We start from the raw sequence: 26,206 nt of genomic DNA on the forward strand, positions 1-26,206 counted from the left end.
GACAAAAAAAACCTGGGCCTGGGCTCAGGGGTTTGTACCCACGATCAGAAATGTACGCTAGTGGTCAGCAGCGCCGTGCGCCCGGCCGCCTGGTTGGCGAAGTGGGTGGAGAAGGCCTTGTCGTAGTAGACCTCGTTGGTCAGGTTCTGCACGTTAAGTTGCAGGTCGACGTTCTTGGTCAGCTTGTAGGCAACCATAGCGTCGTAGCGCACGTAGCTGTCGACCATGGTGGTGTTGGCCACGCTGCCGTACACATCATCCACGTAGAACGCGCCGCCACCGACAGTCAGCTTTGGCGTGATCGAGTAGGTGGTCCACAGGCTGGCGCTGTTGTTCGGCGTGTTCGGCAGCTGGTTGCCGTCGTTGGCCTTGCCCAGCGGGCCGCCGTCGATCTGGCGCGCTTGCATGTAGGTGTAGCCGGCGAATACCTGCCACTTGTCGGTGATCTTGCCGCTGGCCGACAGTTCGATGCCCTGCACCCGGGTTTCGCCGACGTTTTCGTAGGTGGTGGTGTCCACCTGGACGCGGGCGTTTTCTTTCTCGGTGCGGAAGAGCGCGGCGGCCAGGGACAGGCGCTCGTTGAGCAGGTCCCACTTGGTGCCGATTTCGTAGTTGGTGGTTTCTTCCGGCTCCATGTCGCTGCTCAGCAGGTTGCCGCTGCGATCGGTGGTGTTGCCCAGCGGGTTGCCTTCAGTGCCTTCACCGAGCATCGCACCGGGTGGGGTGGCGGAGGTGGCGTAGGACACGTAGATGCTGCCGTTGTCGGCCGGTTTCCACACCAGGCCCAGCTGGCCGGTGACGAACTCACTGGTATCCTTGCCCTTGGAGACGATGCCCTTGGTACTTACCGCAGTGCTGCCGTTGGCGTTGTAGCCACGGTACTGGGTATCGAAGTGGTCGTAACGCAGGCCCATGTTCAGCAGCCACTGTGGCGACAGCTCCAGGGTATCGAACACGTAGATGGCCCGGGTGTTGCTCTTGGTGTTGATGCCGGCGTAGTTGCGCGAGATTGCACCGTTCCACGGGTCATCCGGGTTCGGGTTGCTCAGCGAGGTGCAGTTGTAGCCGCTGGTGGCGCCGATCATGCCTGGGGTGCAGTTGGTGTTGGCTGCGCCACCGGCAACGGTGTCGGTGTCGACGTTGTAGCTTTCGCGATCGCTTTCTTCGCGGCTCAATTCGATACCGGTGGAGAAGCTGTTCTTCATGCCACCCAGGTAGAACTCGCCGAACAGGTCGGTCTGGTTGGTGGTGGTGGAAGTATTGCCCACACGTGTGTTGGCGCGGCGCCAGACGCTGCCATTGTTGACGTTGCCCTTGCTGTCGTCAGGCTGGGTCAGGATGTAGTCCTGCATGCTGTTGCCATGACGGAAGGTGTTCTTGATGGTCAGCGCATCGGTCAGGTCGTGTTCGATGGCGAAGGTGGCGATGTCGACGCGGCTCTTGCGGAAATCGCGGTCGTTCAGGCCATAGAAGTTGCTGCTGTCGCCACCGTCGTCCGGCTTGCTCGGGTGTGCCGAAGTACGCGCGCCGCTGCCTGCGGTCGGGATGCTGTACGGAATGCCCGAATCCGGCAGGTCGTCGCTCTCCAGGTGGTAATAGTCGAGGTTGACGCGGGTCGCGGTACCCAGGCCGAAGGCCAGGGATGGGGCGATACCCCAGCGGTCGTAGTTGACACTGTCACGGCCGGCGACGTTGCTTTCGTGGGTCATCAGGTTCAGGCGCCCGGCAACGGTGTCGCTGAACTGGTAGTTGCCATCGAAGGTGTAGCGCTGGGTCTGGTCGCTGCCCCAGGTCCAGGCGCCATCGAGCGAGTTGCCCAAGTGTGCACGCTTGCTCACCAAGTTGATGGTGCCGCCGGCGGCGCCACGGCCCCCGATGGCCGAGTTAGGGCCCTTGGCCACTTCGACCGACTCGATGGCGAAGATTTCGCGGGTCTGGGCGCCGGTGTCTCGCACGCCGTCCAGGTAGGTATCGCCTTGGGCGTCGAAACCACGGATGAACGGGCGATCGCCTTGCGGGTTGCCGCCTTCGCCGGCACCGAAAGTGATGCCGGGTACGGTGCGCAGGGCGTCCTGCAGGGTCAGGGCGTTGGTGTCCTTGATCACTTGCTGCGGGATCACGGTGACCGAGCGCGGGGTGTCCACCAACGGTGCGGTGTACTTCTGCGAGGAGGCCTTTTCGACCTTGTAATCGGTACTGGCCTGCTCAGCCTTGCCATTGACGCTGGTGGCGTCGAGGGTGATGGCATTGCTGGCAGCCGGGTCGGCGGCGTAGGCGCCCGAAGCGCTCAAGGCGACCCCAATGGCCGAGACGATCAGGCGTGGTGGACTCACTGCAGATGGTACGTGACGCATTGTTATTGGCCTTCCCCAAGGTGTGAAGGCCGCGGATGTTAATGTAAGGGATTGTAAGGCACAATTGAGACTCGTTACCATTCGCTAAGAATTTACAATCTTTACATATTCTCTTTACGATTTATCGACGCTGAATCGTCTAAGGCACAGCCAGGGCTTGTGCAGTGTAAAAGGGAATCAATATCATTGAGCCCTTTACAAATCTTAACGGTGCCGCCGCCATGCTGCTTCATATCCCAGGCTTGTTCGACGCCGATGAACTCGCCCGTATCCGCGAGGCGCTGGAGCAGACCGACTGGGCCGACGGTAAGGTCACGGCCGGCTACCAGTCGGCCAAGGCCAAGCACAATCTGCAGCTGCCAGAAGGGCACCCGCTGGGCAAGGAGATTGGTAGCGCACTGATCGAGCGCTTGTGGCAGACACCGCGTTTCATGTCGGCGGCGCTGCCGCACAAGGTGTTCCCGCCACTGATCAACTGCTACCGCGAGGGTGGCAACTTCGGTTTCCACATCGACAACGCCCTGCGCCAGCCCAAGGGCAGCCCGGAGCGGGTGCGCACCGACCTGTCCTCGACCCTGTTCCTCAGCGACCCGGACAGCTACGATGGCGGCGAGCTGGTGATCCAGGACACCTACGGCCTGCAGCAGGTGAAGCTGGCGGCCGGCGACCTGGTGCTGTACCCCGGCACCAGCCTGCACAAGGTCAACCCGGTGACCCGTGGCGTGCGCTACGCGGCGTTCTTCTGGACCCAGAGCCTGGTGCGCGAGGACAGCCAGCGGGCTTTGCTGTTCGAGATGGACAATGCCATCCAGCAGCTCACCGCCGATGTGCCGGACCACCCGTCATTGCTGCAACTGACCGGCACCTACCATAACCTGCTGCGCCGTTGGGCCGAGGTCTGAGCTATGTCCTATCAGTTGCGTCGTGAAGAAGTGGTGGATGCTGCCGGCCTGCAGGCCATGCTCGAACACAGCCCCGGCCAGGCGGCCCAGGCGATCCTGGCGGCGGCGGGGGAGGGCTTGGTCGAGGCGCAGTTGCTGCTTGGGCAGATCCTGCTCGATGGCCGTGGCATCGAGCAGGACGCCGGTGTCGCCCGGCGCTGGTTCGGCATTGCCGCGCAGGGCGGCAGTGCCATGGCGCACAACATGCTCGGTCGTTGCCTGGAGCATGGCTGGGGGGGCGAGGTGAACCTGGCGCAGTCGGCCATTCACTATGCGCGGGCGGCCGATGCCGGGCTGGATTGGGGGCTGTACAACCTCGGCAATCTGCTGGCTACCGGGCGAGGCCTGCCGGCCAACCAGGCCCAGGCGCTGAGCTGTTACGAGAAGGCGGCGCAGATGGGGCATGCCAAGTCGATGAACCTGTATGGGCGCTACCTGGAGCATGGTATTGCTACGGCGCCGAGCCCGGTGCGGGCGGTGCGCTGGTATCGGCGCTCGGCCGAGGCAGGGGATTTTCGCGGGATGTTCAGCCTGGCAATGGTGCTGATCGAGCGGGGTGAGGTGGCCGAGGCCGGGATCTGGCTGGAGCGGGCGCGAGTCGAGGGGAATGAGAACTTCCTGCGCAGTGCCGTGGTGACCTTGCAGGGGGCAGGGCCGGTGTTGATGGCGTTTGCCGGGCGTTATGCCGAGGAACTGGAGCGGCGCGGGGCTTGATGTCGCCTGTACCGGCCCTTTCGCGGGTACAGCGCCAGCTTTTAATGGGGCGCGGTCTCTGTGGGAGCGGGTTTACCCGCGAATAGGCCCACAAATGAAAACGGGGCCTTTCGGCCCCGTTGCGCATTACAGGTAGTAAGCTTTCAGCGGCGGGAAGCCGTTGAATTCCACTGCGCTGTAGCTGGTGGTGTAGGCACCGGTCGACAGCCAGTACAGACGGTCACCGATGGCCAGGTTCAGCGGCAGGCCGTACTTGTAGTTTTCGTACATGATGTCGGCGCTGTCGCAGGTCGGGCCGGCGATGACCACTTCTTCGGCTTCGCCTTTCTTCTCGGTCCAGATCGGGAACTTGATGGCTTCGTCCATGGTTTCGATCAGGCCGGAGAACTTGCCCACGTCGGTGTAGATCCAGCGCTCGACGGCGGTGCGCGACTTGCGTGCGACCAGCACCACTTCGCTGACCAGGATACCGGCGTTGGCGATCAGCGAACGGCCTGGCTCGAGGATGATTTCCGGCAGGTCGTCACCGAAGTCTTCCTTCAGGAAGCGAATGATCTCTTCGGCGTAGGTCTCGAGGCTGTTGGTACGGGTGATGTAGTTGGCCGGGAAGCCGCCACCCATGTTGATCAGCTTCAGCTCGATGCCGTCCTCTTCCTTCAGGCGCTCGAAGATCACCTTGACCTTGGCGATGGCCGCGTCCCACACGCTGATGTCGCGCTGTTGCGAACCGACGTGGAAGGAGATGCCGTAAGGCACCAGGCCCAGGTCGCGGGCGAGGATCAGCAGGTCCATGGCCATGTCGGTCTGACAGCCGAACTTGCGCGACAGTGGCCAGTCGGCCGTGGTCGAGCCTTCGGTGAGGATGCGCACGTACACCTTCGAGCCTGGCGCGGCCTTGGCGATGTTGCGCAGGTCGGCTTCCGAGTCGGTGGCGTACAGGCGCACGCCCTTCTCGTAGAAGTAGCGGATGTCCTTGGACTTCTTGATGGTGTTGCCGTAGCTGATGCGGTCGGCGCTGACACCACGGCCCAGGACCTTGTCCAGCTCGTAGATCGAGGCGATGTCGAAGCTCGAACCTTTCTCTTTGAGCAGGTCGATGATCTCGACGGCCGGGTTGGCCTTGACCGCGTAGTACACCTTGGCGAATTCGAAACCAGCACGCAGGTCGTCATAGGCCTGGCTGATCATCTGGGTGTCGATGAGTACGAACGGGGTTTCCTGCTTGTCGGCGAACGCCTTCATTTTCTGGAAGGTGTCACGCGCGAAATAGTCTTCGACCTGGATCGACATGCTCAGGGACTCCATGGGCAAACTGAAAGATTAAGTGGCTGCAAACTGAACGTCCTCCGTATCCCCACTTTGGTTCGCCTACTCAGTACTTGAGCCGGATGGATCGTTTCCAGCATGGACGTTCGGCGCGCACTTTAGGGCGTGAAGAATGCAGAATCAACAGGCAATCCGGGCGCGATCGTCGTGGAACGACGCCCTACCCGTTGAATAACCGACTCGCATGACCACCTGATGTTCCCCGGGGTGTTTCAAGCGTAAAAAATTGTGGAATGGAGCGTTTTGACCCCTGTACAGGCAAGCCCCTTTTTACAGGCTTCAAGCGATTCCTGTGGGAGCGGCCGTGCCCGCGAAAAGGCTTCAGGTGTTCATATTTATGGCCACATTCTCTGGTACTCACGTACATGAAATAAGTCATAAATTTTTTGTTACCGATTGGCGGATTTGCTGGTTTTGATGAGAAACATTACTATTCGCACCATCATCCGCCTCCCTGACGACCCCGACCGTGTCCGGACACAAAGGCTTCCTTGACCACTACCATGAGCTGATCGGCACCTGGACGCGCAAATTGCGCAGTCGTCAGCAGGCCGAGGACCTCACCCATGATGCCTTTGTCCGGGTACTGGAAAACCCGCTCGAGCAGGTCGAGCAGCCACGCGCCTACCTGCACCAGACCGCCCGCAACATCGCCGTGGACGGGTTTCGCCGCGAAGACCGGCGCCAGGCGCTGGAGCTGGAGGCCTTCGATGAAGGCAGCAGCGCCAGCGACGACCCGGAGGCCTACATGCATGCCCTGGAGCTGGCCGACAGCGTCGAGCGCGCACTGGCCCAGTTGCCGCTTAACTGCCGCCGGGTGTTCATCTGGCAGAAGCTTGAAGGCCTGAGTCAGGCCGAGATCGCCGAGCGCATGGGTTTGACCAAGAACATGGTCGAAAAGTATATGATTCGCACGCTCCGACATCTGCGTGAGCACCTGGATGTGTCAGCACGATGAGTCAGGAGACCTTTCCCATGAAACAGCCCGGTTCCGAGACCGTCCGTGAGCAGGCGGCCGCATGGTTCGTGCGCATGCAGGACTCGCCGCGCGATGCCGCGCTGCACAAGCAGCTACGTGCCTGGCTGGCCGCGGATCCCAGACACCGCGCCGAGTACGATGCCTTGGCCACGGTCTGGAGCGCGGCCGAGCTGATCCCGCGCCAGCGCCTCGAAGCGCTGTGCGAGCCGGACCCGGTACGCCAGCTGCCGCAACGGCGCCTGTTGCGCCAGGCGCTGGCGGCGAGTGTGGCGGTGGTGGCGTTGGGGCTGGGCTGGATGGGCTGGCACTACCAACAGCTCAACTACCAGGATCAGCTGCAGACGGCCTTTGGCGAGCGCCGCCAAGTAGAGCTGCCGGATGGTTCGCACCTCGCACTCAACGGCGCCACCCAGTTGCTTGTCGATTTCAGCCCAGGCCGTCGGCACATCCAGTTGAACGCAGGTGAGGCGATGTTCATCGTCGCCCACGACAGCAGCCGCCCGTTCGTGGTCGATACCGCCCAGGGCAGCGTGACCGTGACCGGCACCCGTTTCGATGTGCGTCTGGACCCGGCCGCGACCCGTGTTGCGGTCGAGCAGGGCTCGGTGCGTGTGCAGGGCAGTGACACCTCGCTGGCGCAACTGAACGCTGGCCAAGGTTCCTGGATCGATGCCCATGGCCAGGTCGCGGCGCCTTATGCGGTCAATGCCGCCTCGCTGACCGCCTGGCGCCAGGGCAAGTTGGTGTTCGACAACGCTACCCTCGCCGAGGTGGTGGCCGAAGTGTCGCGCTACCGTGCCCAACCACTGCGCGTGGCACCTGGCAAGGTTGCCCAGTTGCGCCTCTCCAGCACCTTCAGCACCGATGACACGGACGCGCTGCTGCGCGCCTTGCCGAGCATCCTGCCGGTGGCGATCAAGGCCCATGAAGACGGATCACGCGAAATAATCGCGAAATAGATTCAGGTTTTTTTCCGCCCGTTCGTCTTCCTCGCCAGCTGCAACTGCCAAGCATTTCCATTCGCATGCGGTTGGCGTTTATTCCTCTTCAGGATATTTCGACGACGTGAACAACAAACCCTATCCACGCCTGAGCGCTCTCGCGCTGGCCCTGGCGCTCAGCACCGCGGCCATCAATGCTCAAGCCGAGCAGGCAAGCAGCACGATCCTGATCCCGGCGCAGCCTTTGGCCTCGGCATTGAGCCAGTTGGGCCAGCAGACCAACCTGCAGCTGTTCTTCAGCCCCGAGCTGGTGGCTGGCAAGCAGGCCCCGGCCGTGTCCGGCAACCTGGCGCCCGAGCAGGCGCTGCAGCAACTGCTGCAGGGCAGCGGGCTGACCTATGAGATGTCCGAAGACACGGTGGTGGTGAAACCGGCCCAGGCTGCCGGCACGCTCACCACCGGCAGCCTGGAGCTGGCGCCCACCGACGTGAAGGTGGTCGGTGACTGGCTGGGCGATGCCGACCAGGCCGTGGTGCAGAACCACCCTGGTGCGCGCACCGTGGTCCGTCGCGAGGCGATGGTGGAGAAGGGCGCGATGAACGTGCGCGATGTGCTGCGTGGCATCCCTGGCGTGCAGGTACAGGACAGCAACGGCACCGGTGGCAGTGACCTGTCGCTGAACGTTGGCGTGCGTGGCCTGACCTCGCGCCTGTCGCCACGCTCGACCGTGCTGATCGACGGCATTCCGGCGGCCTTTGCGCCCTATGGCCAGCCGCAGCTGTCGATGGCACCGATCTCCTCGGGCAACCTCGACAGCATCGACGTGGTACGCGGCGCAGGCTCGGTGCGCTATGGCCCGCAGAACGTCGGCGGGGTGATCAACTTCGTTACCCGGGCGATTCCAAAAAAGGCGTCGGCTGAGCTGTCCACCACGTTGGAAACCTCTCAGCATGGCGGTTGGAAGCACACCGAGTCGGCGTTCGCCGGCGGTACCGCCGACAATGGCATGGGCGTGGCGTTGCTCTATACCGGTGTGAACGGCAACGGTTACCGTGAAAGCAACAACGGCAACGACATCGACGATGTCATCCTCAAGACCCACTGGGCGCCGACCGATGTCGACGAGTTCTGGCTCAACTTTCACTACTACGATGGTCGTGCCGACATGCCCGGTGGCCTGACCCAGGCCCAGTACGACAGCAACCCGTACCAGTCGCTGCGCGATTACGACTACTTCGCCGGCCGGCGCAAGGACGTGTCGCTCAAGTGGCAGCACCAGCTCGACGACGCCACCCAGTTCGAAGTGCTGACCTATTACACCGACAGCTTCCGTGGCAGCGCCATCGCCGCGCGCGATATGAAGACCCTGTCGTCGTACCCGCGCAATTACCACACCTTCGCCATCGAGCCACGGCTGTCGCGGATCTTCTTCGCAGGCCCTACCACCCAGGAAGTCAGCGTCGGTTATCGCTACCTGAAAGAAGCCATGCGCGAACAGTCGACGCGCCTGGCGTTGATCGACAACGTGCCGACGCCCACCCCGACGTCGGACGGCCACGTGTTCCAGGACCGCAGCGGTGGCACTGAAGCTAGCGCCTACTACATCGATGACAAGATCGATGTCGGCAACTGGACCATCACCCCGGGCATCCGTTTCGAGCACATCAATACCGACTGGCGGGATCGCCCGGTGCTGGATGCCAACAACCGCCCGGTGCCGGAGAAGAACCGCAGCATCACCAGCAACGAGCCGCTGCCGGCGCTGAGCGTGATGTACCACATCTCCGATGCCTGGAAGGTGTTCGCCAACTACGAGACCTCGTTCGGCAGCCTGCAGTACTTCCAGCTGGGCCAGGGCGGCACTGGCAACAGCACGGCCAACGGCCTGGAACCGGAAAAAGCCAAGACCTACGAGCTCGGTACCCGTTATGACAACGGCGGCTTCGCCGGTGAGCTGACCGCGTTCTACATCGACTTCGACGACGAGCTGCAGTACATCAGCAACGACGTGGGCTGGACCAACCTCGGCGCGACCAAGCACCAAGGTATCGAGGCTTCGGTGCGCTATGACCTGGCCGGGTTGGACCCGCGCCTGGACGGCCTGTCGGTGAGCGGTGGCTACACCTATACCCGCGCGACGTATGAAGGGGATATTCCGGGCTTCAAGGGCCGTGACCTGCCGTTCTATTCACGCCAAGTGGCCACGGCCGGGCTGCGCTATGCGATCAACCGCTGGACCTGGAATCTGGATGCCTATGCCCAGTCCAAGCAGCGTGCGCCGGGAACCGGGATCAATGCCGATGGCAGCTTCACGGGTGACTACATCACCGAGCCGAGTGCCGATGGGCAGTATGGCGATATTCCGGGGTATGTGACCTGGCATGCCCGTGGTGGGTACGATTTCGGGCCGCAGATGTCCAACCTGAAGCTGGCGGCGGGGGTGAAGAACCTGTTCGACAAGCAGTACTTCACGCGTTCGAGTGACAACAATGCCGGTATCTATGTGGGTGAGCCGCGGACCTTCTATGTGCAGGCCAGTGTAGGGTTCTGATACCGCGTCGCCTGCTTCGCGGGACAAGCCCGCTCCTACAGGTACTCCGCGATCCCTGAGATTGTCGCTGTACCTGTAGGAGCGGGCTTGTCCCGCAAATGGGGCGCAAAGCGCCCCCAGCGATTACGAGGCCACCACCTCGGCTGGCGAAACGATGCTGGTCTTGGCCCCCCGCGAACGCCCCGAGCTCAGATAAGCCGCAATCGACTCCTGCGTCACTTCGCCGAGGAACACCTGCTCCGCATCCAGCACCGGCAACCACGCCCGGTTGAACTCGTACATCCGCGAAAGCAGGATGCGCAGATGCTCGTCATGCGATGCCGTGGCATTGAACGGCCGCAGGAAGTCGCCACAGGTGCCTTGCTGGCGGTGCATGTCACGCCGACGCACATACCCCAGCGCCTTGTTCTGCCCATCGGTCACCACCACATAACGGCGATCATGCTCGTCGAGCAGCTCCAGCGCATCGCTCACCGGGGTCTGCGGGCTCACCGACGGCGCGTTGTCCGCCGCGTCCTCCGCACGCACCAGCAGCAGGCGCTTGAGCGTGCTGTCCTGGCCAACGAAGTTGCTCACGAAGTCATCCACCGGGTGCGCCAGCAAGGTGTCCGGGTGGTCCAGCTGCAGCAGCTTGCCGGCGCGGAAGATGGCGATCTTGTCGCCCAGTTTGATCGCCTCGTCGATGTCATGACTGACCATGATCACGGTCTTGTTCAGCGCCCGCTGCATCTCGAAGAACTCGTTCTGGATCATCTCGCGGTTGATCGGGTCGACCGCGCCGAACGGCTCGTCCATCAGCAGTACCGGTGCTTCTGCCGCCAGTGCGCGGATCACGCCGATGCGCTGCTGCTGGCCGCCGGACAGCTCACGGGGGTAGCGCTGCAGGTATTGCTTGGGTTCGAGCTTGATCATGTGCATCAGCTCGCGGGCCCGCTCGTGGCACTTCTGCTTGTCCCAGCCGAGCAGGCGCGGGACCACGGTGATGTTCTCCTCGATGGTCATGTTGGGGAACAGGCCGATCTGCTGGATCACGTAGCCGATGTGCCGGCGCAGGGTCACTTCGTCGAGGGCGCTGGTGTCTTCGCCGTTGATCAGCACCCGGCCTGAGGTCGGTGCGATCAGGCGGTTGATCATCTTCAGCGTGGTGCTCTTGCCGCAGCCCGACGGGCCGAGGAACACGCAGATTTCACCTTCGTTGACGGTGAGGCTGACGGAGTCGACGGCTTTGACGTCCTTGCCGTTGACGTTGAAGGTCTTGCTGAGGTTCTGGAGTTCGATCATGAGCGCAGTCCTTCTGGAGTCAGGGCACGTTGCAGGGTTTGCAGGAGCAGATCGGCGACGATCGCCAGCAGGCTGACCAGCACGGCGCCGACCAGCAGCATCGACATGTCGCTGCGGCTGATGGAGGTGAGGATGAGCACGCCCAGGCCGCCGGCCCCGATGGTGGCGGCGATGGTCATGACGCCGATGTTCATCACCACGGCGGTACGCACGCCGGCGAGGATCACCGGCACCGCAATCGGCAGCTCGACCATGCGCAGGCGCTGGCCGAAGGTCATGCCGATACCACGCGCCGCTTCACGGATGCCGGGCTCGACGTTGGTCAGGGCCAGGTAGGTGTTGCGCAGGATCGGCAGCAGCGAATAGAGGAACACCGCAGTGATCGCCGGCAGCGGGCCGAGGCCCTGGCCGAACTTGGAGTAGAACGGCAGCAGCAGGCCGAACAGGGCGATGGACGGGATGGTCAGCAGCACCGTGGCGCTGGCCTGCAGCGGGCCGGCGACGGCCGGGAAGCGGGTCATCAGGATGCCCAGCGGCACGCCGACGATGATCGCCAGGCCCACGGCGACGCCGACCAGCATGATGTGCTGCCAGGTCAGCTGCAGCACCTGGGCCCAGTCGAGGTGGGCGAACGTGTCGAGCAGGCTCATGGCTGTACCTCGCTAGGCATTGGGTGCTCGCGCAGGAAGGCCGCGGCCACCGTGGTCGGGTTCTGGTGTTCGACGTCGACCTTGGCATTGAGCTGGCGCATGGTCTCGTCGTCGAGTTGCTCGGCCAGTGGCTTGAGCAGGCCGACAAGTTTCGGGTTGGCGTCGAGCACCTGTTTGCGCACCACCGGGGCGGCGGTGTAGTCGGGGAAGTAGTGTTTGTCGTCTTCCAGCAGCTTCAGGTTGAACGCGCTCAGGCGGCCGTCGGTGGTGTACACAAGGCCCGCGAACACCTGGTTGTTGTGCATGGCGGTGTAGACCAGGCCGGCATCCATCTGGCGGATGTTGGCGCGGCTCACGTGCAGGTCGTACATCTCTTTGAGGCCGACCAGGCCATCCGGGCGGTTGGCGAACTCGGTGTCCAGCGCCACCAGATGCTTGCGCTGGCTTTCGTCACGCAGCACCTGGTTGAGGTCGCTGATCGTGTTGACCTGTGGATAAGCCTCGGCCACCTGCTTGGGCAGGCCCAGGGCATAGGTGTTGCTGAACTTCGACGGGGTCAGCCAGATCAGGTCCTTTTTCGCGTCCAGCTCCTTGACCTTGGCGTAGGTGGCCTCGGCATTGGGCATGCGCTCGTCGATATGGTTGTACGAGACCAGCGACACGCCGGTGTATTCCCACATCAGGTCGAGCTGACCGGTTTCCTGGGCCTGGCGCGCGATGCTGCTGCCAAGACCGGTGGTGACGCGCACGTCGAAGCCGTTGGCACGCAGGTATTGCGCGGTGATTTCGGCGAGCACGGTCTGCTCGGTGAACACCCGCGCGCCGATGCGGATCAAGGGTTTTTCGGCTGCCTGGGCAAATCCTGCGAACAGCAGGGCCGCGCCCAGCAGCAAGGCGATTCTCTTGTTCATGGGTTCCCTCTTGTTATCCAGCCAGGCCACGTTCCAGCCAGCGCTTGCTGGAGAAACTCACCGCCGCATCCAGCACCAATGCCAGCAGTGCGGTGCAGGCGGCACCGAGCAGCAGCTGTGGCTGGTTGTTCAGGGCGATGCCGGGGAAGATCAGGCTGCCCAGGCTGTTGGCGCCAATCAGGAAGGCCAGCGGCGCGGTGCCGACATTCAGTGCCAGGGCCACGCGCACGCCGCCGACGATGATCGGCACGGCGTTGGGCAGTTCCACCTGCCAGAGTTGCTGGCGCGGCGTCATGCCGATACCGGTGGCGGCTTCCTTGAGCGAGGCGGGGACGTTTTTCAGGCCCTCGTAGGTGTTGCGCACGATGGGCAGGAGGGAGGCGAGGAACAACGCGAAGATCGCAGGCCCGGCGCCGATGCCCAGGATACTCAGGGCGATGGCCAGAACGGCCAGGGGGGGGATGGTATTGCCAACGTTGAAGAACTGCATGAAGCGCTCGGCTTTGTCGACCCGGTGCGGTCGACTCAGCGCAATGCCGGCGGGGATGCCCACGGCCAGCGCCGCCGCCATCGAAGCTAGCACCAGTACCAGGTGCGCTTGCAGATAGAACCCAAGATCGTCGCGATAATGCGCGATCGTGTCGATGCCGATCCAGTGGATCAGCAGGGCCAGGATGACGAGCACGGTGGCGCATCCCAACAGCCCTTTACCGTAGCGTGTAGCCACAGGCGGACTCCTTGTGTTGTCGGCGAGCACACTTCTTGGTCGCCGGCCAGTGCTGGCGGCGGGTGGTGTGTTCGCGAGTAGCAGCGTGAGGCAACCGAAGGCTGCGATCAGGCCATGAGCCGAACCCCGTCGGGCCCGAAAATGCTGATGAAACCAGTCCCCAACCGAAGCGGGTTGCAGGGGAGTGGACGTCTCCGTGGGCGTAAAGGTTCCCATCTGAGGCGGCATTTGGCCAGCGTTAATCACTGGGCAGGGTGAATCTTGGCGAGAAAAAACAGCGGGTTAATGCCCTGGAGGCGTTGAAATAACTGCCCTGTGGCCTTTTGTCGTGATAAAGCGATTGTCTGATGGATTTCTTTGCATCTACCGGCCTCTTCGCGGGGCAGGCCGGTCCTGCAACCACTCATGCAGCCGGCTTTGGTCCCCGCCCAACTTCAGGTATGATATCGCCCCTTTCAAATCCCCCAGTCAGGCGATTTCCCATGACCAACCAGGCCGCCGAAGTCGCGAAGCGCCGCACTTTCGCAATCATCTCCCACCCCGACGCCGGTAAGACCACCATCACCGAAAAGCTCCTGCTGATGGGCAAGGCCATTGCCGTCGCCGGTACCGTGAAGTCGCGCAAGTCCGACCGCCACGCCACCTCCGACTGGATGGAAATGGAGAAGCAGCGCGGCATCTCCATCACCACTTCGGTGATGCAGTTCCCGTACCGCGAGCACATGATCAACCTGCTCGACACCCCCGGCCACGAAGACTTCTCGGAAGATACCTACCGCACCCTGACCGCGGTGGACTCGGCGCTGATGGTGCTCGACGGCGGCAAAGGTGTAGAGCCGCGGACCATCGCCTTGATGGATGTATGCCGTCTGCGCGACACGCCGATCGTCAGCTTCATCAACAAACTCGACCGTGACATCCGCGACCCGATCGAACTGCTCGACGAGATCGAAGCCGTCTTGAAGATCAAGGCCGCGCCGATCACCTGGCCGATCGGTTGCTATCGCGACTTCAAGGGCGTGTATCACCTGACCGGCGACTACATCGTGGTCTACACCCCGGGCCACGGCCACGAGCGCACCGAAGCCAAGATCATCCAGAATCTGGACTCCGACGAGGCCCGCGCGCACCTGGGTGACCAGTACGATTCGTTCGTCGAGCAACTGGAGCTGGTGCAGGGCGCCTGCCACGAGTTCAACCAGGAAGAGTTCATCAACGGTCAGCTGACCCCGGTGTTCTTCGGTACCGCGTTGGGCAACTTTGGCGTCGACCATGTGCTCGATGCCGTCGTCGACTGGGCACCGCGCCCGCTGGGCCGCGTCGCCCACGAGCGGACCGTCGAGCCTGTGGAAGAGAAATTCACCGGCTTCGTGTTCAAGATCCAGGCGAACATGGACCCGAAACACCGCGACCGCATCGCCTTCATGCGCATCTGCTCGGGCAAGTACGAAAAGGGCATGAAGATGCGCCATGTGCGGATCAACAAGGACCTGCGCATCGGCGACGCGCTGACCTTCTTCTCCTCCGAGCGTGAGCAGCTGGAAGAGGCCTATGCCGGCGACATCATCGGCCTGCACAACCACGGCACCATCCAGATCGGCGACACTTTCACCGAAGGCGAGGCGCTGGGCTTCACCGGTATCCCGCACTTCGCGCCGGAGCTGTTCCGCCGCGTGCGCCTGAAGGACCCGCTGAAATCCAAGCAGCTGCGTCAGGGCCTGCAGCAGCTGGCCGAGGAGGGCGCAACCCAGGTGTTCTTCCCGGAGCGCAGCAACGACATCATCCTCGGTGCGGTCGGTGTGCTGCAGTTCGACGTGGTCGCCAGCCGCCTGAAGGAAGAGTACAAGGTGGAATGTGCCTACGAGCCGATCACCGTCTGGTCGGCCCGCTGGATCGGCTGCGATGACAAGAAGAAGCTCGAGGAATTCCAGAACAAGGCCATGGAAAACCTGGCCATCGACGGTGGCGGTCACCTGACCTACCTGGCGCCGACCCGGGTCAACCTGGCGCTGATGGAAGAGCGCTGGCCGGACATCAAGTTCCGCGCTACCCGCGAGCACCACTGATCGCGGAATTGGGGCCGCAAAGCGGCCCCATTTCAATTCCCGGCTTTGATGCTGGTCCAGATTCGCGTCCTGATGCGGTCGATCTTGGCCGGCATCGCCTCCAGGGCATACAACTTGCCCATCACATCCTCGCTCGGGTAAATCATCGTATTACCCTTCATCACCGGCTCCACCAGCCCGTCCGCCTTGAGGTTGCCGTTGGCGTACTGCACATGGTTGCTGATGTTGGCCATCACTTCCGGCTGCAGCAGGTAGTTCATGTAGGCATACCCGGCCTTTTCATCCGGCGCGTCGGCCGGCATGGCCACCATGTCGAACCACATCGGCGCACCTTCCTTGGGGATCGAATACCCCACCTTCACTCCGTTTTTCGCCTCTTCGGCACGGTTCTTCGCCTGCAGCACATCTCCCGAGAAGCCCACCACCACGCAGATATCGCCGTTGGCCAGGTCGCCGGTGTACTTCGATGAGTGGAAGTAGCTGATGTACGGCCGCACCTGCATCAGCAGCGCCTTGGCCTTGTCGTAGTCGGCCGGGTTCTGGCTGTGGTGCGGCAGGCCCAGGTAGTGCAGGGCGATCGGCAGCAGTTCGGGGCCGTTGTCCAGCACTGCGACGCCGCAGCTCTTCAGCTTGCTCATGTACTCGGGCTTGAAGATCAGGTCCCAGGAATCCACCGGTGCATTGTCGCCGAGCACCGCCTTGACCTTGTCGATGTTGTAGCCGATGCCCGTGCTGCCCCACAGGTACGGGAAGCCGTACTGGTTACCCGGGTCGTTGACCTCCAGCGCCTTCATCAGCACCGGGTTGAGGTTGTGCCAGTTGGGCAACTGCGACTTGTCCAGCGGCTTCAGGGCCTTGCCCTGGATCTGCCGGGCCATGAAGTGGTTGGACGGGAACACCACGTCGTAGCCGGAGTTGCCGGTCATCAGCTTGCCGTCGAGGGTCTCGTTGCTGTCGTACACGTCGTAGGTCGGCACGATGCCGCTGGCCTGCTGGAAGTTCTTCAGCGTGTCGGGCGCGACGTAGCTGGACCAGTTGTAGATCTTCACCGTTTCGGCGGCGCTGGCGACGCTAGCGGCCAGCATCAGGGGGGCGAGAAGGAGCGTGCGCATGTCGGGTTTACCTTGCTTTGTCTGTTGTTATCGAAGGCAGGCGATCAGCGGATCAGAAAATGAGAACGTAGGTCTTGCGCACGGTCTCCTGGATGTCCCAGATGCCGGTGCTGTTGGCCGGTAGCATCAGTGCGTCTCCGGCTTCTATGAGCAGGGGCTCGCCACCGTCGGGGGTGAAGGTGCAGCGGCCCTTGATGAAATGGCAGAACTCCTGCTGCACGATCTGCCGCCGCCAGCGCCCGGGCGTGCACTCCCAGATGCCGGTCTCGACGCCGTCGCTGCGTTCCACGCAGGTGACCGAAGCCACTGCCACGGGTTCGCCAAGTGGCACCGCGACCGGGTTGGCGCTTTCGAGCACGGCGGTGTCTGTGTGTTTGAACTGGGTAATGCTCATGACCGGTGGATCCTGTGTCGGGGTAAGGGAAGTCAGTGCATGAAGCCTTCCATGAAGTCCGCAAGGGAGCTGGCCAGGCGCCGCCTCCAAGGCGCGCTGGCGGGGTTGGCGAGGGTCCGGTCCTCGTGGACGAAGCTCTGGATGATCGCGTTGTAGCCGAGCCAGCGGCAGGGCTCGGGCGGCCAGCTGGCCAGGCTTGCAACCGGGCGGTTGTCGAGTACCCAGGGTTGCGCGGTCAGTTCGTTGTGCTGGTTGAGGATCAGCGCCGCCAGCGTGCGCCCGCCAAGGTTGGTGGCACCGACACCTTCGCCGCCGTAGCCGCCGGCCAGGGCGATGCCACGCTGGCGGTCGCAGAGCATGTGCGGGCGGAAGCGCCGCGCCATGCCCAGGTTGCCGCCCCAGGAGTGGGTGATGCGGGCGTGCTTGAGCTGCGGGAACAGTTCGCCGAACAGGTAGCGACGCAGCTCGACTTCATGCTCCTCGAGGTTGAAGTTCTCGCGCAGCCGGCCACCGAAGCGGTAGCCGCCGCGGGCGCCGAATACCAGGCGGTTGTCGGCGGTGCGCTGGCCGTAGGTGACCTGGCGGCTGCTCTCGCTGAAGGCCTGGCCCTGGCTCAGGCCGATCTGCTCCCAGGTCGATTCCGGCAGCGGCTCGGTGGCCACCAGCAGGCTCTGCACCGGCAACTGGTGCTTGCCCAGCGGCGGCAGGCTGGCGGCGTACCCTTCGACCGCAGGCACCATCCACTGGCAGCGAATGCGCGCCAGGGGCGAGCGTACTTCGCCGGGTTGCCAGTCGATGGCTGGAGTGTTCTCGTAGATCGTCACGCCCAGGGCTTCCACGGCCCGGGCCAGGCCACGGGCCAGCTTGGCCGGATGGATGGTTGCGGTGTGCGGGCTGTAGATAGCGCCGTAGGCATTGCTGACCCGTAGTTGTGCGTCCAGCTGCTCGGGGCGCAACCAGCGGTAGTCGTCCTCGGTCATGCCTTGGCGATAGAGGTCGTCGAGGTACGCGCGCAGGCTGCGTTCCTGCTCCGGGTAACGCGCGGCGCAATACAGCACGCCGCCTTTGCGGTAGTCGCAGTCGATGCCCTCGCGCTGCAGCACGCTGTGCACTTCATCAGGAATGCCATGCAACAGGTCGATGCTGGAGCGGCGCTGCTGCGGCGACAGGGTGGCGAGAAGGCGGTCTTCACCCAGCAGGTTGCCCATCAGCCAGCCGCCATTGCGCCCAGAAGCGCCGAAGCCGGCGATGTTGGCCTCGATCACCGCGATATTCAGTTGCGGAGCCTGGCGCTTGAGGTAGTAGGCGGTCCACAGCCCGGTGTAGCCGGCGCCGATGATGCACACATCGACCTCGAGGTCCTGGCGCAGGGCCGGGCGCGCGCACAGCGGCTCGTCGAGCTGGTCCATCCACAGGCTGAGCGTGCGCAGGGGTTGCATCGGGTTTTGCTCCACATCCGTCAAGGTCTGTGGGCGATGCTAGTGGTGTCGGCTGGTGGCTGTCTTACGTGCGTGCACGCAGGGAAATTTGCTTGAGATAGGCCTTGGGCGTGAGGCCGGTGTGTTCGCGGAAGCACTTGTAGAACGCCGAGAGCGAGTTGAAGCCGGCGTTGAACGCCAGGTCGTCGATCGGCGCCTCGACGCTGTCGTCGTCGAGGCTGGCCATCAGGTGTTGCAGGCGCGCCTGGTTGACGTAGCGGTAGAAGCTTTGCCCGAGCACCTGGTTGAGCAGGTAGGAGATCTGGTTACGGCTGTAGCCGCTGGCGTCGGCCACCTGCTGCAGGTCCAGCTCCGGGTCGAGGTAGGGGCGCTGGCGCTGGAAGTAGTGCTCCAGGTCCTGGGCCATGGTCGACAGCTGCCGTGGCGACAGGCCCAGGCGGCTAGTGGCCGGGCGCGGGCCGCTGCTGACCAGGCCGTTGCCGTTCTGGCGAACCAGGGTAGCGTACTCGTTGACCTGCCAGATCAGGCCGTCCTTGACGGTGATCGCTTCGCTGGACTGGAACGCCACCAGGCCGTCGCCGCCCTGCACCGTGACCTGGTACTGGATGAAGGCCGTGCAGCCGTCGACGCGGATGCGGTCGCTGTGGACGATGTCCTCGCCGGCTTCATGGGGCAGGCAGGCGCGCACGTAGTCGCGCAGCTCGCGGTAGCCGAGCACGCGGTTCTGGAAGAAGTCGTGGTACTGGATGTCGGGGTGGTAGAGCGCGATCACGCCGTCGAGGTCACGGTGCTTCCAGCACAAGTGGTAGCGCAGCACGGTGTCGGCGGTCAGCGGGGTCTGGGCGGGCGTGTCGAGAAGGGTCATGCCCGAATCATGCCCTGCCGTCGGGGCGTCGACAAGAATGCAGAACACCTGATGCAGTTCGGCAATTCGCGCATTTTGCACGGTTGATGCGCTGGTCTGATTGCTAACTTGTTGATCTGAAAGGGTGTCATTTTTTGTCACAACTGGCACAGCCGCTGCAATGGTTACTGCGCGAATGGAATTCTCGCTAACAACCCAATACAGGCGAACACATCATGATCCCCTCTGCCGACTATCCCGTTGTCGATCCCCAAACCCGCTCAGGTGTGTCCTGGGCCGCGATCTTCGCTGGTGCCGCCGCCGCTGCTGCCTTGTCCCTGATCCTCGTGGTTCTTGGGGCAGGCTTGGGCTTTGCAGCGACTTCCCCTTGGGCCAACGAAGGGGCGAGCGCCAAGGCGCTGGGCATTTCCACCATCATCTGGCTCCTGCTCACCCAGATCATTGCATCGGGCCTAGGCGGCTACATCGCGGGTCGGCTGCGGGTGAAGTGGGCCAACCTGCATGGTGATGAAGTGTACTTCCGCGATACCGCCCACGGTTTCCTGTCCTGGGCGGTGGCGACCCTGGTGGCGGCAATGCTGGTGCTGGGCGCTGCGGGCAACGTGATTGGCGCGGGCGCCAGCGCGGCCTCCCAGGCGGCGACCGTGACCGCGGCGGCAGGGGGGGCTGCTGCGGTTGACAACAACAGCAACTCGATGGGGTATTTCGTCGATAGCCTGTTCCGTGGCGAGGGGCCGGCACCGGTCAGTGAAGATGCCGCCAATGGCGTGGCAGCACGAATTCTGGCCAAAGGAATCGCCAGTGACGGCGCCTTGCCTGCGGAAGATCGGGCCTACCTTGCGCAGCTGGTGGCCCAACGTACCCGGTTGACCCAGCCGGAGGCCGAGGCACGTGTCGACCAGGTCATGGCACAGGTACAGCAGCTGAAGGTGGATGCCAAGCAAGCGGCTGACAAAGCGGCCAAGGTGGCAGCCTGGACTGCACTGTGGACCTTCGTCGCTCTGCTTTGCGGCGCATTCTTCGCCAGCGTGGCTGCGTTGTATGGCGGCCGTCTGCGCGACCGCGTGCAATGGCTTGAAGTCGACTACGTCGCTCATCGCACCATTCAACGTTAAGGAAGGAGAATAACCATGCGCTCGATACTGCTCTGGATGCTCGGGGTTCCAATCCCGGTGATCATCCTGATTGCTCTGTTCATGCATTGATCCGAAGGGCGGCGTAAGCCGCCCTTTGTGTTGGTGCTCGATTAAGGAGATGGAACATGCGCTCTTTATTACTTTGGATGATTGGGGTGCCGATACCAGTGATCATCCTGATCTGGCTTTTCATGCATTGAGATTCCCGGGGCCGCGAAGCGGCCCCAACAATCTAAAGCTTAAAGAAACTGCTCGGCATAATGGCAAGCGACCTGCCGCGTACTCACCTGCCGCAACGCCGGCACCTCCTTGGCGCAACGTTCGGTCGCATATGGGCAACGCTTGTGGAATGCACACCCATCCGGCGGATCTAGTGGGTTGGGCAGCTCTCCGGCAATGCGGATCTTCGGTTTCAGTGGGTCCGGGTGAATCGCCGGTGTGGCCGACAGCAGCGCCTGGGTATATGGATGCAACGGCTTTTCGTAGATATCCGCCTTCGGCCCCATCTCCGCGGGCCGCCCCAGGTACATCACCAGCACTTGATCGGCCACATGCCGCACCACCGCCAGGTTGTGCGAGATGAACACGTAGGCGGTGTTGAACTCCTTCTGCAAGTCCATGAACAGGTTCAGCACCTGGGCCTGGATCGACACGTCCAGCGCCGAAGTCGGCTCATCCGCCACCAGCACCTTCGGTTGCAGCATCATCGCCCGGGCCAGGGCAATCCGCTGGCGCTGACCGCCGGAGAACATGTGCGGGTAGCGCTGGTAATGCTCGGGGCGCAGGCCGACCTGTTCCATCATCTTCTGCACTTTCTCGCGCCGCTCGGCCTTGCTCAGCGAGGTGTTGATCAGCAGTGGCTCGGCCAGTTGGTCACCGATCTTCTGCCGTGGGTTGAGCGAAGCGTAAGGGCTCTGGAATACCATCTGCACGTCGCGGCGCAGTTGCTTGCGCTCGGACTTGCTGGCGCCTTTCACTTCGGTGCCGGCAATCTGCAGCGAGCCGGAGGAGGGCTCTTCGATCAGCGTCAGGGCGCGAGCCAGGGTCGACTTGCCGCAGCCGGACTCGCCGACCACGGCCAGGGTCTTGCCGGCCTCCAGTTCGAACGACACGCCATTGAGCGCGCGCACCAGGGCGTGGCCCTTGAACAGCCCGCGGGACACTTCGTAATGCCGGGTCAGCTCCCGGGCAGTGAGAACGACGGCCATCACGCCACCTCCTGGTTCAGCGGGTAGAAGCAACGCACCAGGCTGTGGGCCTGCGGGTCGAGGGGCGGGCGCTGGTGCCGGCAGTTGTCCTGCACGTACGGGCAACGCGGCGACAGCAGGCAGCCAGTCGGGCGGTCGTAGCGGCCGGGGACGATGCCGGGCAGGGTGGCCAGGCGCTCGGCGCCGACGCTGTGCTCGGGGATCGCTGCCAGCAGCGCTTCGCTGTACGGGTGGGCGGGCACGTCGAAAAGCTCCGGCACCTGGCCGACTTCCACGGCCTGGCCGGCGTACATCACGCACACCCGTCTGGCGGTTTCGGCGACCACGGCCAGATCGTGGGTGATCAGGATGAGCGCCATGTTGCGCTCCTTCTGCAGGTTGACCAGCAGCTCCATGATCTGCGCCTGGATAGTCACGTCGAGCGCGGTGGTCGGTTCGTCGGCGATCAGCAGCTTGGGTTCGCCGGCAATCGCCATGGCGATCGCCACACGCTGGCTCATGCCGCCGGAGAGCTGGTGCGGGTAGGCGTCCAGGCGGCTTTGCGCAGCCGGGATCTCGACTTTCTTAAGCAGCTCCAGGGCACGCTGGCGTGCGGCCTTGCCTTTCAGGCCCAGGTGCTGACGCAGCACTTCCTCGATCTGGTAACCAACGGTGTAGCTGGGGTTGAGCGCGGTCATCGGGTCCTGGAAGACCATGGCGATGTCCTTGCCCACCACCTTGCGCCGCTGGCGGCCGCTGAGCTTGAGCATGTCGGTGCCGTCGAAGGTGAGCGAATCGGCCGTGATGCGCCCGGGGGCGTCGATCAGGCCCATCAGGGCCATCATGGTGACGGATTTGCCCGAGCCGGACTCGCCGACAATGGCCAGGATCTCGCCGGCTTCCACCGCCAGGTCCAGGCCATCGACCACGGGCACGGCATTGGCGTCGCCGAAGCGCACGTTCAGGTTGTTGATCTGCAACAGTGACATGGCGTTCTCCTCAGGCGGCGTTCTTGAGTTTCGGGTCCAGCGCATCGCGCAGGCCGTCGCCCATCAGGTTGATTGCCAGCACACTGAGCAGAATGGTCAGGCCAGGCAGGCTCACCACCCACCAGGCGCGCTCGATGTAGTCACGGGCCGAAGCCAGCATGGTGCCCCACTCGGGGGTTGGCGGCTGCACGCCGAGGCCGAGGAAGCCCAGCGCGGCGGCGTCGAGGATCGCCGAGGAGAAGCTCAAGGTGGCCTGCACGATCAGCGGCGCCATGCAGTTGGGCAGCACGGTGACGAACATCAGCCGTGGCAGCCCGGCACCGGCCAGGCGTGCGGCGGTGACGTAGTCACGGTTCAGCTCGCCCATCACCGCGGCGCGGGTCAGGCGCACGTAGGAGGGCAACGACACGATGGCGATGGCGATGACGGTATTGATCAGGCCAGGGCCGAGGATGGCGACGATGGCCACCGCCAGTAGCAGCGAGGGCAGGGCCAGCATCACGTCCATCAGGCGCATGATCGAGGGGCCAAGCACCTGCGGGAAGAAGCCGGCCAGCAGGCCCAGCAGGATCCCCGGGATCAGCGACATCACCACCGACGACAGGCCGATCAGCAGCGACAGCCGCGCGCCCTGGATCAGGCGCGACAGCAGGTCGCGGCCCAGTTCGTCGGTGCCGAGGATGAACTGCCAGCTGCCGCCCTCAAGCCACACCGGCGGGGTCAGCAGGAAGTCGCGGTACTGCTCGCTCGGGTCATGGGGGGCAACCCACGGCGCGAACAGGGCGCAGAACACCACCAGGCACATGAAGGCCAGGCCCATTACCGCGCCCTTGTTGCGCGAGAAGGCGTGCCAGAATTCTTTGTACGGTGAGGGGTAGAGCAGGCTCTGGTCCACCGGGCTGGCCGGTGTGACGGATTTCGGAATCGGGCTAGTCATGGCGAAGGCCTCAGCGCTGATGACGGATGCGTGGGTTGGCCAGGCCGTAGAGGATATCCACGACGAAGTTGACCAGGATCACCAGGCAGGCGATCAACAGGATGCCGTTCTGGACCACGGGGTAGTCACGGGCGCCGATGGCTTCGATCAGCCACTTGCCGATGCCCGGCCAGGAGAAGATGGTTTCGGTGAGCACGGCGCCGGCCAGCAGCGTGCCGACCTGCAGGCCGAACACCGTCAGCACCGGGATCAGCGCGTTGCGCAGGCCATGCACGAACACCACGCGGGCGGGCGACAGGCCCTTGGCGCGGGCGGTGCGGATGTAGTCTTCGCGCAGCACTTCGAGCATCGACGAACGGGTCATGCGGGCGATCACCGCCAGCGGGATGGTGCCTAGCACGATGGCCGGCAGGATCAGGTGCATCACCGCATCCTTGAACGCGCCTTCCTCGTCGCTGAGCAGGGTGTCGATGAGCATGAAGCCGGTCTTCGGCTCGATGTCATAGAGCAGGTCGATCCGCCCGGAAACCGGGGTCCAGCCCAGGCTCACCGAGAAGAACATGATCAGGATCAGGCCCCACCAGAAGATCGGCATGGAGTAGCCGGCCAGGGAAATCCCCATCACCCCGTGGTCGAACAGTGAACCGCGCTTGAGCGCGGCGATCACCCCGGCTAGCAGGCCGACCACGCCGGCGAACAGCAAGGCGGCGAGGGCCAGCTCCAGGGTGGCGGGGAACAGGGTGAGAAACTCGGTCCACACGCTCTCGCGGGTGCGTAGCGATTCACCGAGATCGCCCTGGGCCAGCTTGCCGACGTAGTCCAGGTACTGGACCGGCAACGGCTTGTTCAAGCCCAGGCGCTCCATGGCCTGGGCGTGCATTTCGGGGTCGACCCTGCGCTCGCCCATCATCACTTCCACCGGGTCGCCGGGGATCAGGCGTATGAGCGCGAAGGTCAGCAAGGTGATACCGAAGAAGGTCGGTATCAGCAGGCCCAGGCGCCGGGCAATAAAACTCAACATTGTCGGGGTTACCTCATAAGCAGGTCACGCAGTGCCACCGGTGCCCGTGTGGGGTCCCGGCGATCGTTGTTGTTCTACTTCACCCGGGTGGTGGCGAAGTTGTTGTTGGTCAGACGGTTGATCACGTAGCCCTCCACGTTGTCACGCATGGCAGTGAACATCTTCGGATGGGCCATGCTGATCCAGGGTTGATCGTCATCGTACACCTTCAAAGCCTCGGCATAGAGCCTGGCGCGTTGGTCGTTGTCGCTCACTTCGCGGGCGCGGGTGATCAGCTCCTGGAATTTGGCGTTGCACCAGCGCGCGTAGTTCTCGCCGCTTTTTGCGGCATCGCAGCTGAGCAGCGGGCTGAGGAAATTGTCCGGGTCGCCGTTGTCGCCGGCCCAGCCGGTGGACACCAGGTCGGCCTCGCCGTTCTTGGCCCGGCGCAGCATTTCGGCCCACTCCATCACGCGGATATCCAGCTTAAGGCCGATCTGCTTGAGGTCGGCCTGCAGCATTTCGGCGGACAGGCGTGGGTTGGGGTTGGTCGCGCCGCCGCCGTTGCGGGTGAACAGGGTGATCACCGTGCCTTCCGGTACCCCGGCTTCCTTGAGCAGCTCGCGGGCCTTGGCCAGGTCGCGGGGCGGGTTCTTGTTCTCGGTGTTATAGCCGATCATGGTCGGCGGGTAGGGGTTCACGCCGACCAGTGCGTTGCCCTTGCCGAACAGCTGGTCGACGTGGGTCTGGCGGTCGAAGGCCATGTTGATGGCTTTGCGCACGCGTACGTCGCTCAGGTACTTGTGTTGGGTGTTCATCGCGATGTAGCCGGTGACCAGGGCTTCGATTTCGTCGACCTTGAGTGTCGAGTCCTTCTTGATCAACGGTATGTCATCGGGCTTGGGGTAGAGCGCCACCTGGCATTCGTTGGCGCGCAGCTTCTGCAGGCGCACGTTGCTGTCGGTGGCGATTGCGAAGACCAGCGCATCGGCTGGCGGCTTGCCGCGGAAGTAGTCCGGGTTGGGCTTGTAGCGAACCTGGGCGTCCTTGTTGTAGCGCTGGAAGATGAAGGGGCCGGTGCCGATGGGCTTGCTGTTGAGGTCGCCGGTCTTGCCGGCCTTGAGCAGCTGGTCGCCGTATTCGGCGGAGTAGATCGAGGTAAAGGGCATGCCCATGTCCCGCAGGAACGGCGCTTCCGGGCGGGTGAGGGTGATCACCACCGTGTGGTCGTCGGTCTTGGCCACGGATTTCAGCAGGTCCTTGAAGGCCATGCTCTCGAAGTACGGGTAGCCGACGCTGCTTTTGTCATGCCAAGGGTGGTGCGGGTCGAGCTGGCGATTCAGGCTCCACAGCACGTCGTCGGCGTTGAAGTCGCGGGTCGGCTTGAAGTAGTCGGTGGTGTGGAACTTCACCCCATGGCGCAGATGAAAGGTGTAGGTCAGGCCGTCGGCTGAAATGTCCCAGCGTTCGGCCAGGGCCGGCTGGATGTCGGTGGTACCGGGCTTGAAGTCGACCAGGCGGTTGAACACCGTCTCGGCCGAGGCGTCGGCGGTGACGGCGGTGGTGTACTGGACGATGTCGAAGCCTTCAGGGCTGGCTTCGGTGCACACCACCAGTGGCGTGGCCGCGAGGTTGCCGGCGGCGCCGAGGATGACTGCTGCCAGGGCAGCGCGGAGCGGTAGCGATGTCATGGAAACTCCCTGCAT

General features: G+C 63.5%; 23 protein-coding genes. 7 read left to right on the forward strand and 16 right to left on the reverse strand.

The annotated features are described in order from the left end of the window. Positions 1-44: 44 nt before the first annotated feature. Positions 45-2,354 (reverse strand): TonB-dependent receptor, encoded by a 2,310-nt coding sequence (locus ACOKS3_RS04780; RefSeq protein ID WP_422763357.1) that lies wholly within the window; start codon positions 2,352-2,354, stop codon positions 45-47. A gap of 221 nt (positions 2,355-2,575) precedes the next feature. Here ACOKS3_RS04780 and ACOKS3_RS04785 point away from each other — a divergent pair, with 221 nt between their 5' ends. Continuing rightward, positions 2,576-3,256 carry a Fe2+-dependent dioxygenase gene (locus ACOKS3_RS04785; protein WP_422763358.1) on the forward strand — a complete coding sequence of 227 codons (681 nt, stop codon included), beginning with the start codon at positions 2,576-2,578 and terminating at the stop codon, positions 3,254-3,256. 3 nt (positions 3,257-3,259) lie between these two features. Beyond that, a complete protein-coding gene (locus ACOKS3_RS04790; RefSeq protein ID WP_422763359.1) occupies positions 3,260-4,009 on the forward strand; it encodes a tetratricopeptide repeat protein in 750 nt (249 codons plus the stop codon). Positions 4,010-4,135: 126 nt separating this feature from the next. Here the strand turns inward: ACOKS3_RS04790 and ACOKS3_RS04795 are convergent, their stop codons facing one another. Continuing rightward, complete coding sequence (locus ACOKS3_RS04795) at positions 4,136-5,299, reverse strand: type III PLP-dependent enzyme (protein ID WP_025337787.1); 1,164 nt, start codon at positions 5,297-5,299, stop codon at positions 4,136-4,138. A gap of 505 nt (positions 5,300-5,804) precedes the next feature. Between ACOKS3_RS04795 and ACOKS3_RS04800 the strand changes: the two genes are divergently transcribed. From ACOKS3_RS04800 to ACOKS3_RS04810, 3 genes are all read left to right on the forward strand, one after another. Then, positions 5,805-6,293, forward strand: coding sequence for an RNA polymerase sigma factor (locus ACOKS3_RS04800; protein WP_103445608.1), 489 nt, complete (start codon positions 5,805-5,807; stop codon positions 6,291-6,293). A 17-nt stretch (positions 6,294-6,310) separates the two neighbouring features. Further along, entirely contained in the window at positions 6,311-7,273 is a 963-nt protein-coding gene (locus tag ACOKS3_RS04805) for a FecR family protein (RefSeq protein ID WP_422763360.1), read from the forward strand. Positions 7,274-7,379: 106 nt separating this feature from the next. Then, positions 7,380-9,806, forward strand: a complete 2,427-nt coding sequence (locus ACOKS3_RS04810) for a TonB-dependent siderophore receptor (RefSeq protein WP_422763361.1) — start codon at positions 7,380-7,382, stop codon at positions 9,804-9,806. A gap of 123 nt (positions 9,807-9,929) precedes the next feature. Here ACOKS3_RS04810 and ACOKS3_RS04815 read toward each other — a convergent pair whose 3' ends face one another. The 4 genes from ACOKS3_RS04815 to ACOKS3_RS04830 are packed head-to-tail and all read right to left on the reverse strand — an operon-like array spanning position 9,930 to position 13,375. Continuing rightward, positions 9,930-11,087 (reverse strand): osmoprotectant ABC transporter ATP-binding protein OsmV, encoded by a 1,158-nt coding sequence (locus ACOKS3_RS04815; RefSeq protein ID WP_103445605.1) that lies wholly within the window; start codon positions 11,085-11,087, stop codon positions 9,930-9,932. Next, the gene (locus ACOKS3_RS04820; RefSeq protein ID WP_159412016.1) at positions 11,084-11,737 is read right to left on the reverse strand and encodes an ABC transporter permease; all 654 of its coding nucleotides are present in this window, start codon (positions 11,735-11,737) and stop codon (positions 11,084-11,086) included. The genes ACOKS3_RS04815 and ACOKS3_RS04820 overlap by 4 nt, the downstream gene beginning before the upstream one ends. Continuing rightward, positions 11,734-12,648: a glycine betaine ABC transporter substrate-binding protein gene (locus tag ACOKS3_RS04825; protein WP_103445603.1), complete on the reverse strand. Its 915-nt coding sequence runs from the start codon at positions 12,646-12,648 to the stop codon at positions 11,734-11,736. Before ACOKS3_RS04825 ends, ACOKS3_RS04820 begins: the two co-directional genes overlap by 4 nt. A gap of 13 nt (positions 12,649-12,661) precedes the next feature. Next, positions 12,662-13,375, reverse strand: coding sequence for an ABC transporter permease (locus ACOKS3_RS04830; RefSeq protein ID WP_422763362.1), 714 nt, complete (start codon positions 13,373-13,375; stop codon positions 12,662-12,664). A 482-nt stretch (positions 13,376-13,857) separates the two neighbouring features. On the opposite strand from ACOKS3_RS04830, the gene ACOKS3_RS04835 reads away from it, so the two are divergent. Then, a complete protein-coding gene (locus ACOKS3_RS04835) occupies positions 13,858-15,441 on the forward strand; it encodes a peptide chain release factor 3 (RefSeq protein ID WP_103445602.1) in 1,584 nt (527 codons plus the stop codon). Between the two features lie 32 nt (positions 15,442-15,473). Here the strand turns inward: ACOKS3_RS04835 and ACOKS3_RS04840 are convergent, their stop codons facing one another. The 4 genes from ACOKS3_RS04840 to ACOKS3_RS04855 all read right to left on the reverse strand — a co-directional run bounded on the left by ACOKS3_RS04840 (position 15,474) and on the right by ACOKS3_RS04855 (position 19,251). Next, on the reverse strand, positions 15,474-16,553 hold the full coding sequence (locus ACOKS3_RS04840; protein WP_103445601.1) for a polyamine ABC transporter substrate-binding protein: 1,080 nt from the start codon (positions 16,551-16,553) through the stop codon (positions 15,474-15,476). A 52-nt stretch (positions 16,554-16,605) separates the two neighbouring features. Then, complete coding sequence (locus ACOKS3_RS04845) at positions 16,606-16,947, reverse strand: cupin domain-containing protein (protein ID WP_103445600.1); 342 nt, start codon at positions 16,945-16,947, stop codon at positions 16,606-16,608. A 32-nt stretch (positions 16,948-16,979) separates the two neighbouring features. Next, complete coding sequence (locus tag ACOKS3_RS04850) at positions 16,980-18,386, reverse strand: NAD(P)/FAD-dependent oxidoreductase (RefSeq protein WP_422763363.1); 1,407 nt, start codon at positions 18,384-18,386, stop codon at positions 16,980-16,982. 64 nt (positions 18,387-18,450) lie between these two features. Next, positions 18,451-19,251 carry an AraC family transcriptional regulator gene (locus tag ACOKS3_RS04855; protein WP_103445598.1) on the reverse strand — a complete coding sequence of 267 codons (801 nt, stop codon included), beginning with the start codon at positions 19,249-19,251 and terminating at the stop codon, positions 18,451-18,453. A 215-nt stretch (positions 19,252-19,466) separates the two neighbouring features. On the opposite strand from ACOKS3_RS04855, the gene ACOKS3_RS04860 reads away from it, so the two are divergent. Next, positions 19,467-20,366 carry a hypothetical protein gene (locus ACOKS3_RS04860; RefSeq protein WP_422763364.1) on the forward strand — a complete coding sequence of 300 codons (900 nt, stop codon included), beginning with the start codon at positions 19,467-19,469 and terminating at the stop codon, positions 20,364-20,366. Positions 20,367-20,445: 79 nt separating this feature from the next. Here ACOKS3_RS04860 and ACOKS3_RS04865 read toward each other — a convergent pair whose 3' ends face one another. The 6 genes from ACOKS3_RS04865 to ACOKS3_RS04890 form a co-directional block, all read right to left on the reverse strand. Further along, positions 20,446-20,580: a hypothetical protein gene (locus ACOKS3_RS04865; protein WP_258035827.1), complete on the reverse strand. Its 135-nt coding sequence runs from the start codon at positions 20,578-20,580 to the stop codon at positions 20,446-20,448. A 46-nt stretch (positions 20,581-20,626) separates the two neighbouring features. Then, a complete protein-coding gene (locus tag ACOKS3_RS04870) occupies positions 20,627-21,595 on the reverse strand; it encodes a peptide ABC transporter ATP-binding protein (RefSeq protein WP_103445596.1) in 969 nt (322 codons plus the stop codon). Next, a complete protein-coding gene (locus ACOKS3_RS04875; RefSeq protein ID WP_103445595.1) occupies positions 21,595-22,563 on the reverse strand; it encodes an ABC transporter ATP-binding protein in 969 nt (322 codons plus the stop codon). The genes ACOKS3_RS04870 and ACOKS3_RS04875 overlap by 1 nt, the downstream gene beginning before the upstream one ends. Positions 22,564-22,573: 10 nt before the next feature. After that, positions 22,574-23,500 (reverse strand): ABC transporter permease subunit, encoded by a 927-nt coding sequence (locus ACOKS3_RS04880; RefSeq protein ID WP_103445594.1) that lies wholly within the window; start codon positions 23,498-23,500, stop codon positions 22,574-22,576. Between the two features lie 10 nt (positions 23,501-23,510). Beyond that, on the reverse strand, positions 23,511-24,521 hold the full coding sequence (locus ACOKS3_RS04885) for an ABC transporter permease subunit (protein ID WP_103445593.1): 1,011 nt from the start codon (positions 24,519-24,521) through the stop codon (positions 23,511-23,513). Positions 24,522-24,595: 74 nt separating this feature from the next. Further along, positions 24,596-26,191, reverse strand: coding sequence for an ABC transporter substrate-binding protein (locus tag ACOKS3_RS04890; RefSeq protein WP_422763365.1), 1,596 nt, complete (start codon positions 26,189-26,191; stop codon positions 24,596-24,598). Positions 26,192-26,206 lie beyond the last annotated feature (15 nt).

Origin of the sequence: Pseudomonas sp. HS6-2, from assembly GCF_049325675.2 — a bacterium.
GTDB classification, from domain to species: domain Bacteria; phylum Pseudomonadota; class Gammaproteobacteria; order Pseudomonadales; family Pseudomonadaceae; genus Aquipseudomonas; species Aquipseudomonas putida_N.

Bases quoted from the DNA above. Each gene is read 5' to 3' on its own strand.
- ACOKS3_RS04780 (WP_422763357.1), bottom strand. From the start codon at position 2,354: ATGCGTCACGTACCATCTGCAGTGAGTCCACCACGCCTGATCGTCTCG.
- ACOKS3_RS04785 (WP_422763358.1), top strand. From the start codon at position 2,576: ATGCTGCTTCATATCCCAGGCTTGTTCGACGCCGATGAACTCGCCCGT.
- ACOKS3_RS04790 (WP_422763359.1), top strand. From the start codon at position 3,260: ATGTCCTATCAGTTGCGTCGTGAAGAAGTGGTGGATGCTGCCGGCCTG.
- ACOKS3_RS04795 (WP_025337787.1), bottom strand. From the start codon at position 5,299: ATGTCGATCCAGGTCGAAGACTATTTCGCGCGTGACACCTTCCAGAAA.
- ACOKS3_RS04805 (WP_422763360.1), top strand. From the start codon at position 6,311: ATGAAACAGCCCGGTTCCGAGACCGTCCGTGAGCAGGCGGCCGCATGG.
- ACOKS3_RS04815 (WP_103445605.1), bottom strand. From the start codon at position 11,087: ATGATCGAACTCCAGAACCTCAGCAAGACCTTCAACGTCAACGGCAAG.
- ACOKS3_RS04820 (WP_159412016.1), bottom strand. From the start codon at position 11,737: ATGAGCCTGCTCGACACGTTCGCCCACCTCGACTGGGCCCAGGTGCTG.
- ACOKS3_RS04825 (WP_103445603.1), bottom strand. From the start codon at position 12,648: ATGAACAAGAGAATCGCCTTGCTGCTGGGCGCGGCCCTGCTGTTCGCA.
- ACOKS3_RS04835 (WP_103445602.1), top strand. From the start codon at position 13,858: ATGACCAACCAGGCCGCCGAAGTCGCGAAGCGCCGCACTTTCGCAATC.
- ACOKS3_RS04840 (WP_103445601.1), bottom strand. From the start codon at position 16,553: ATGCGCACGCTCCTTCTCGCCCCCCTGATGCTGGCCGCTAGCGTCGCC.
- ACOKS3_RS04845 (WP_103445600.1), bottom strand. From the start codon at position 16,947: ATGAGCATTACCCAGTTCAAACACACAGACACCGCCGTGCTCGAAAGC.
- ACOKS3_RS04850 (WP_422763363.1), bottom strand. From the start codon at position 18,386: ATGCAACCCCTGCGCACGCTCAGCCTGTGGATGGACCAGCTCGACGAG.
- ACOKS3_RS04855 (WP_103445598.1), bottom strand. From the start codon at position 19,251: ATGACCCTTCTCGACACGCCCGCCCAGACCCCGCTGACCGCCGACACC.
- ACOKS3_RS04860 (WP_422763364.1), top strand. From the start codon at position 19,467: ATGATCCCCTCTGCCGACTATCCCGTTGTCGATCCCCAAACCCGCTCA.
- ACOKS3_RS04865 (WP_258035827.1), bottom strand. From the start codon at position 20,580: ATGAAAAGCCAGATCAGGATGATCACTGGTATCGGCACCCCAATCATC.
- ACOKS3_RS04870 (WP_103445596.1), bottom strand. From the start codon at position 21,595: ATGGCCGTCGTTCTCACTGCCCGGGAGCTGACCCGGCATTACGAAGTG.
- ACOKS3_RS04875 (WP_103445595.1), bottom strand. From the start codon at position 22,563: ATGTCACTGTTGCAGATCAACAACCTGAACGTGCGCTTCGGCGACGCC.
- ACOKS3_RS04880 (WP_103445594.1), bottom strand. From the start codon at position 23,500: ATGACTAGCCCGATTCCGAAATCCGTCACACCGGCCAGCCCGGTGGAC.
- ACOKS3_RS04885 (WP_103445593.1), bottom strand. From the start codon at position 24,521: ATGTTGAGTTTTATTGCCCGGCGCCTGGGCCTGCTGATACCGACCTTC.
- ACOKS3_RS04890 (WP_422763365.1), bottom strand. From the start codon at position 26,191: ATGACATCGCTACCGCTCCGCGCTGCCCTGGCAGCAGTCATCCTCGGC.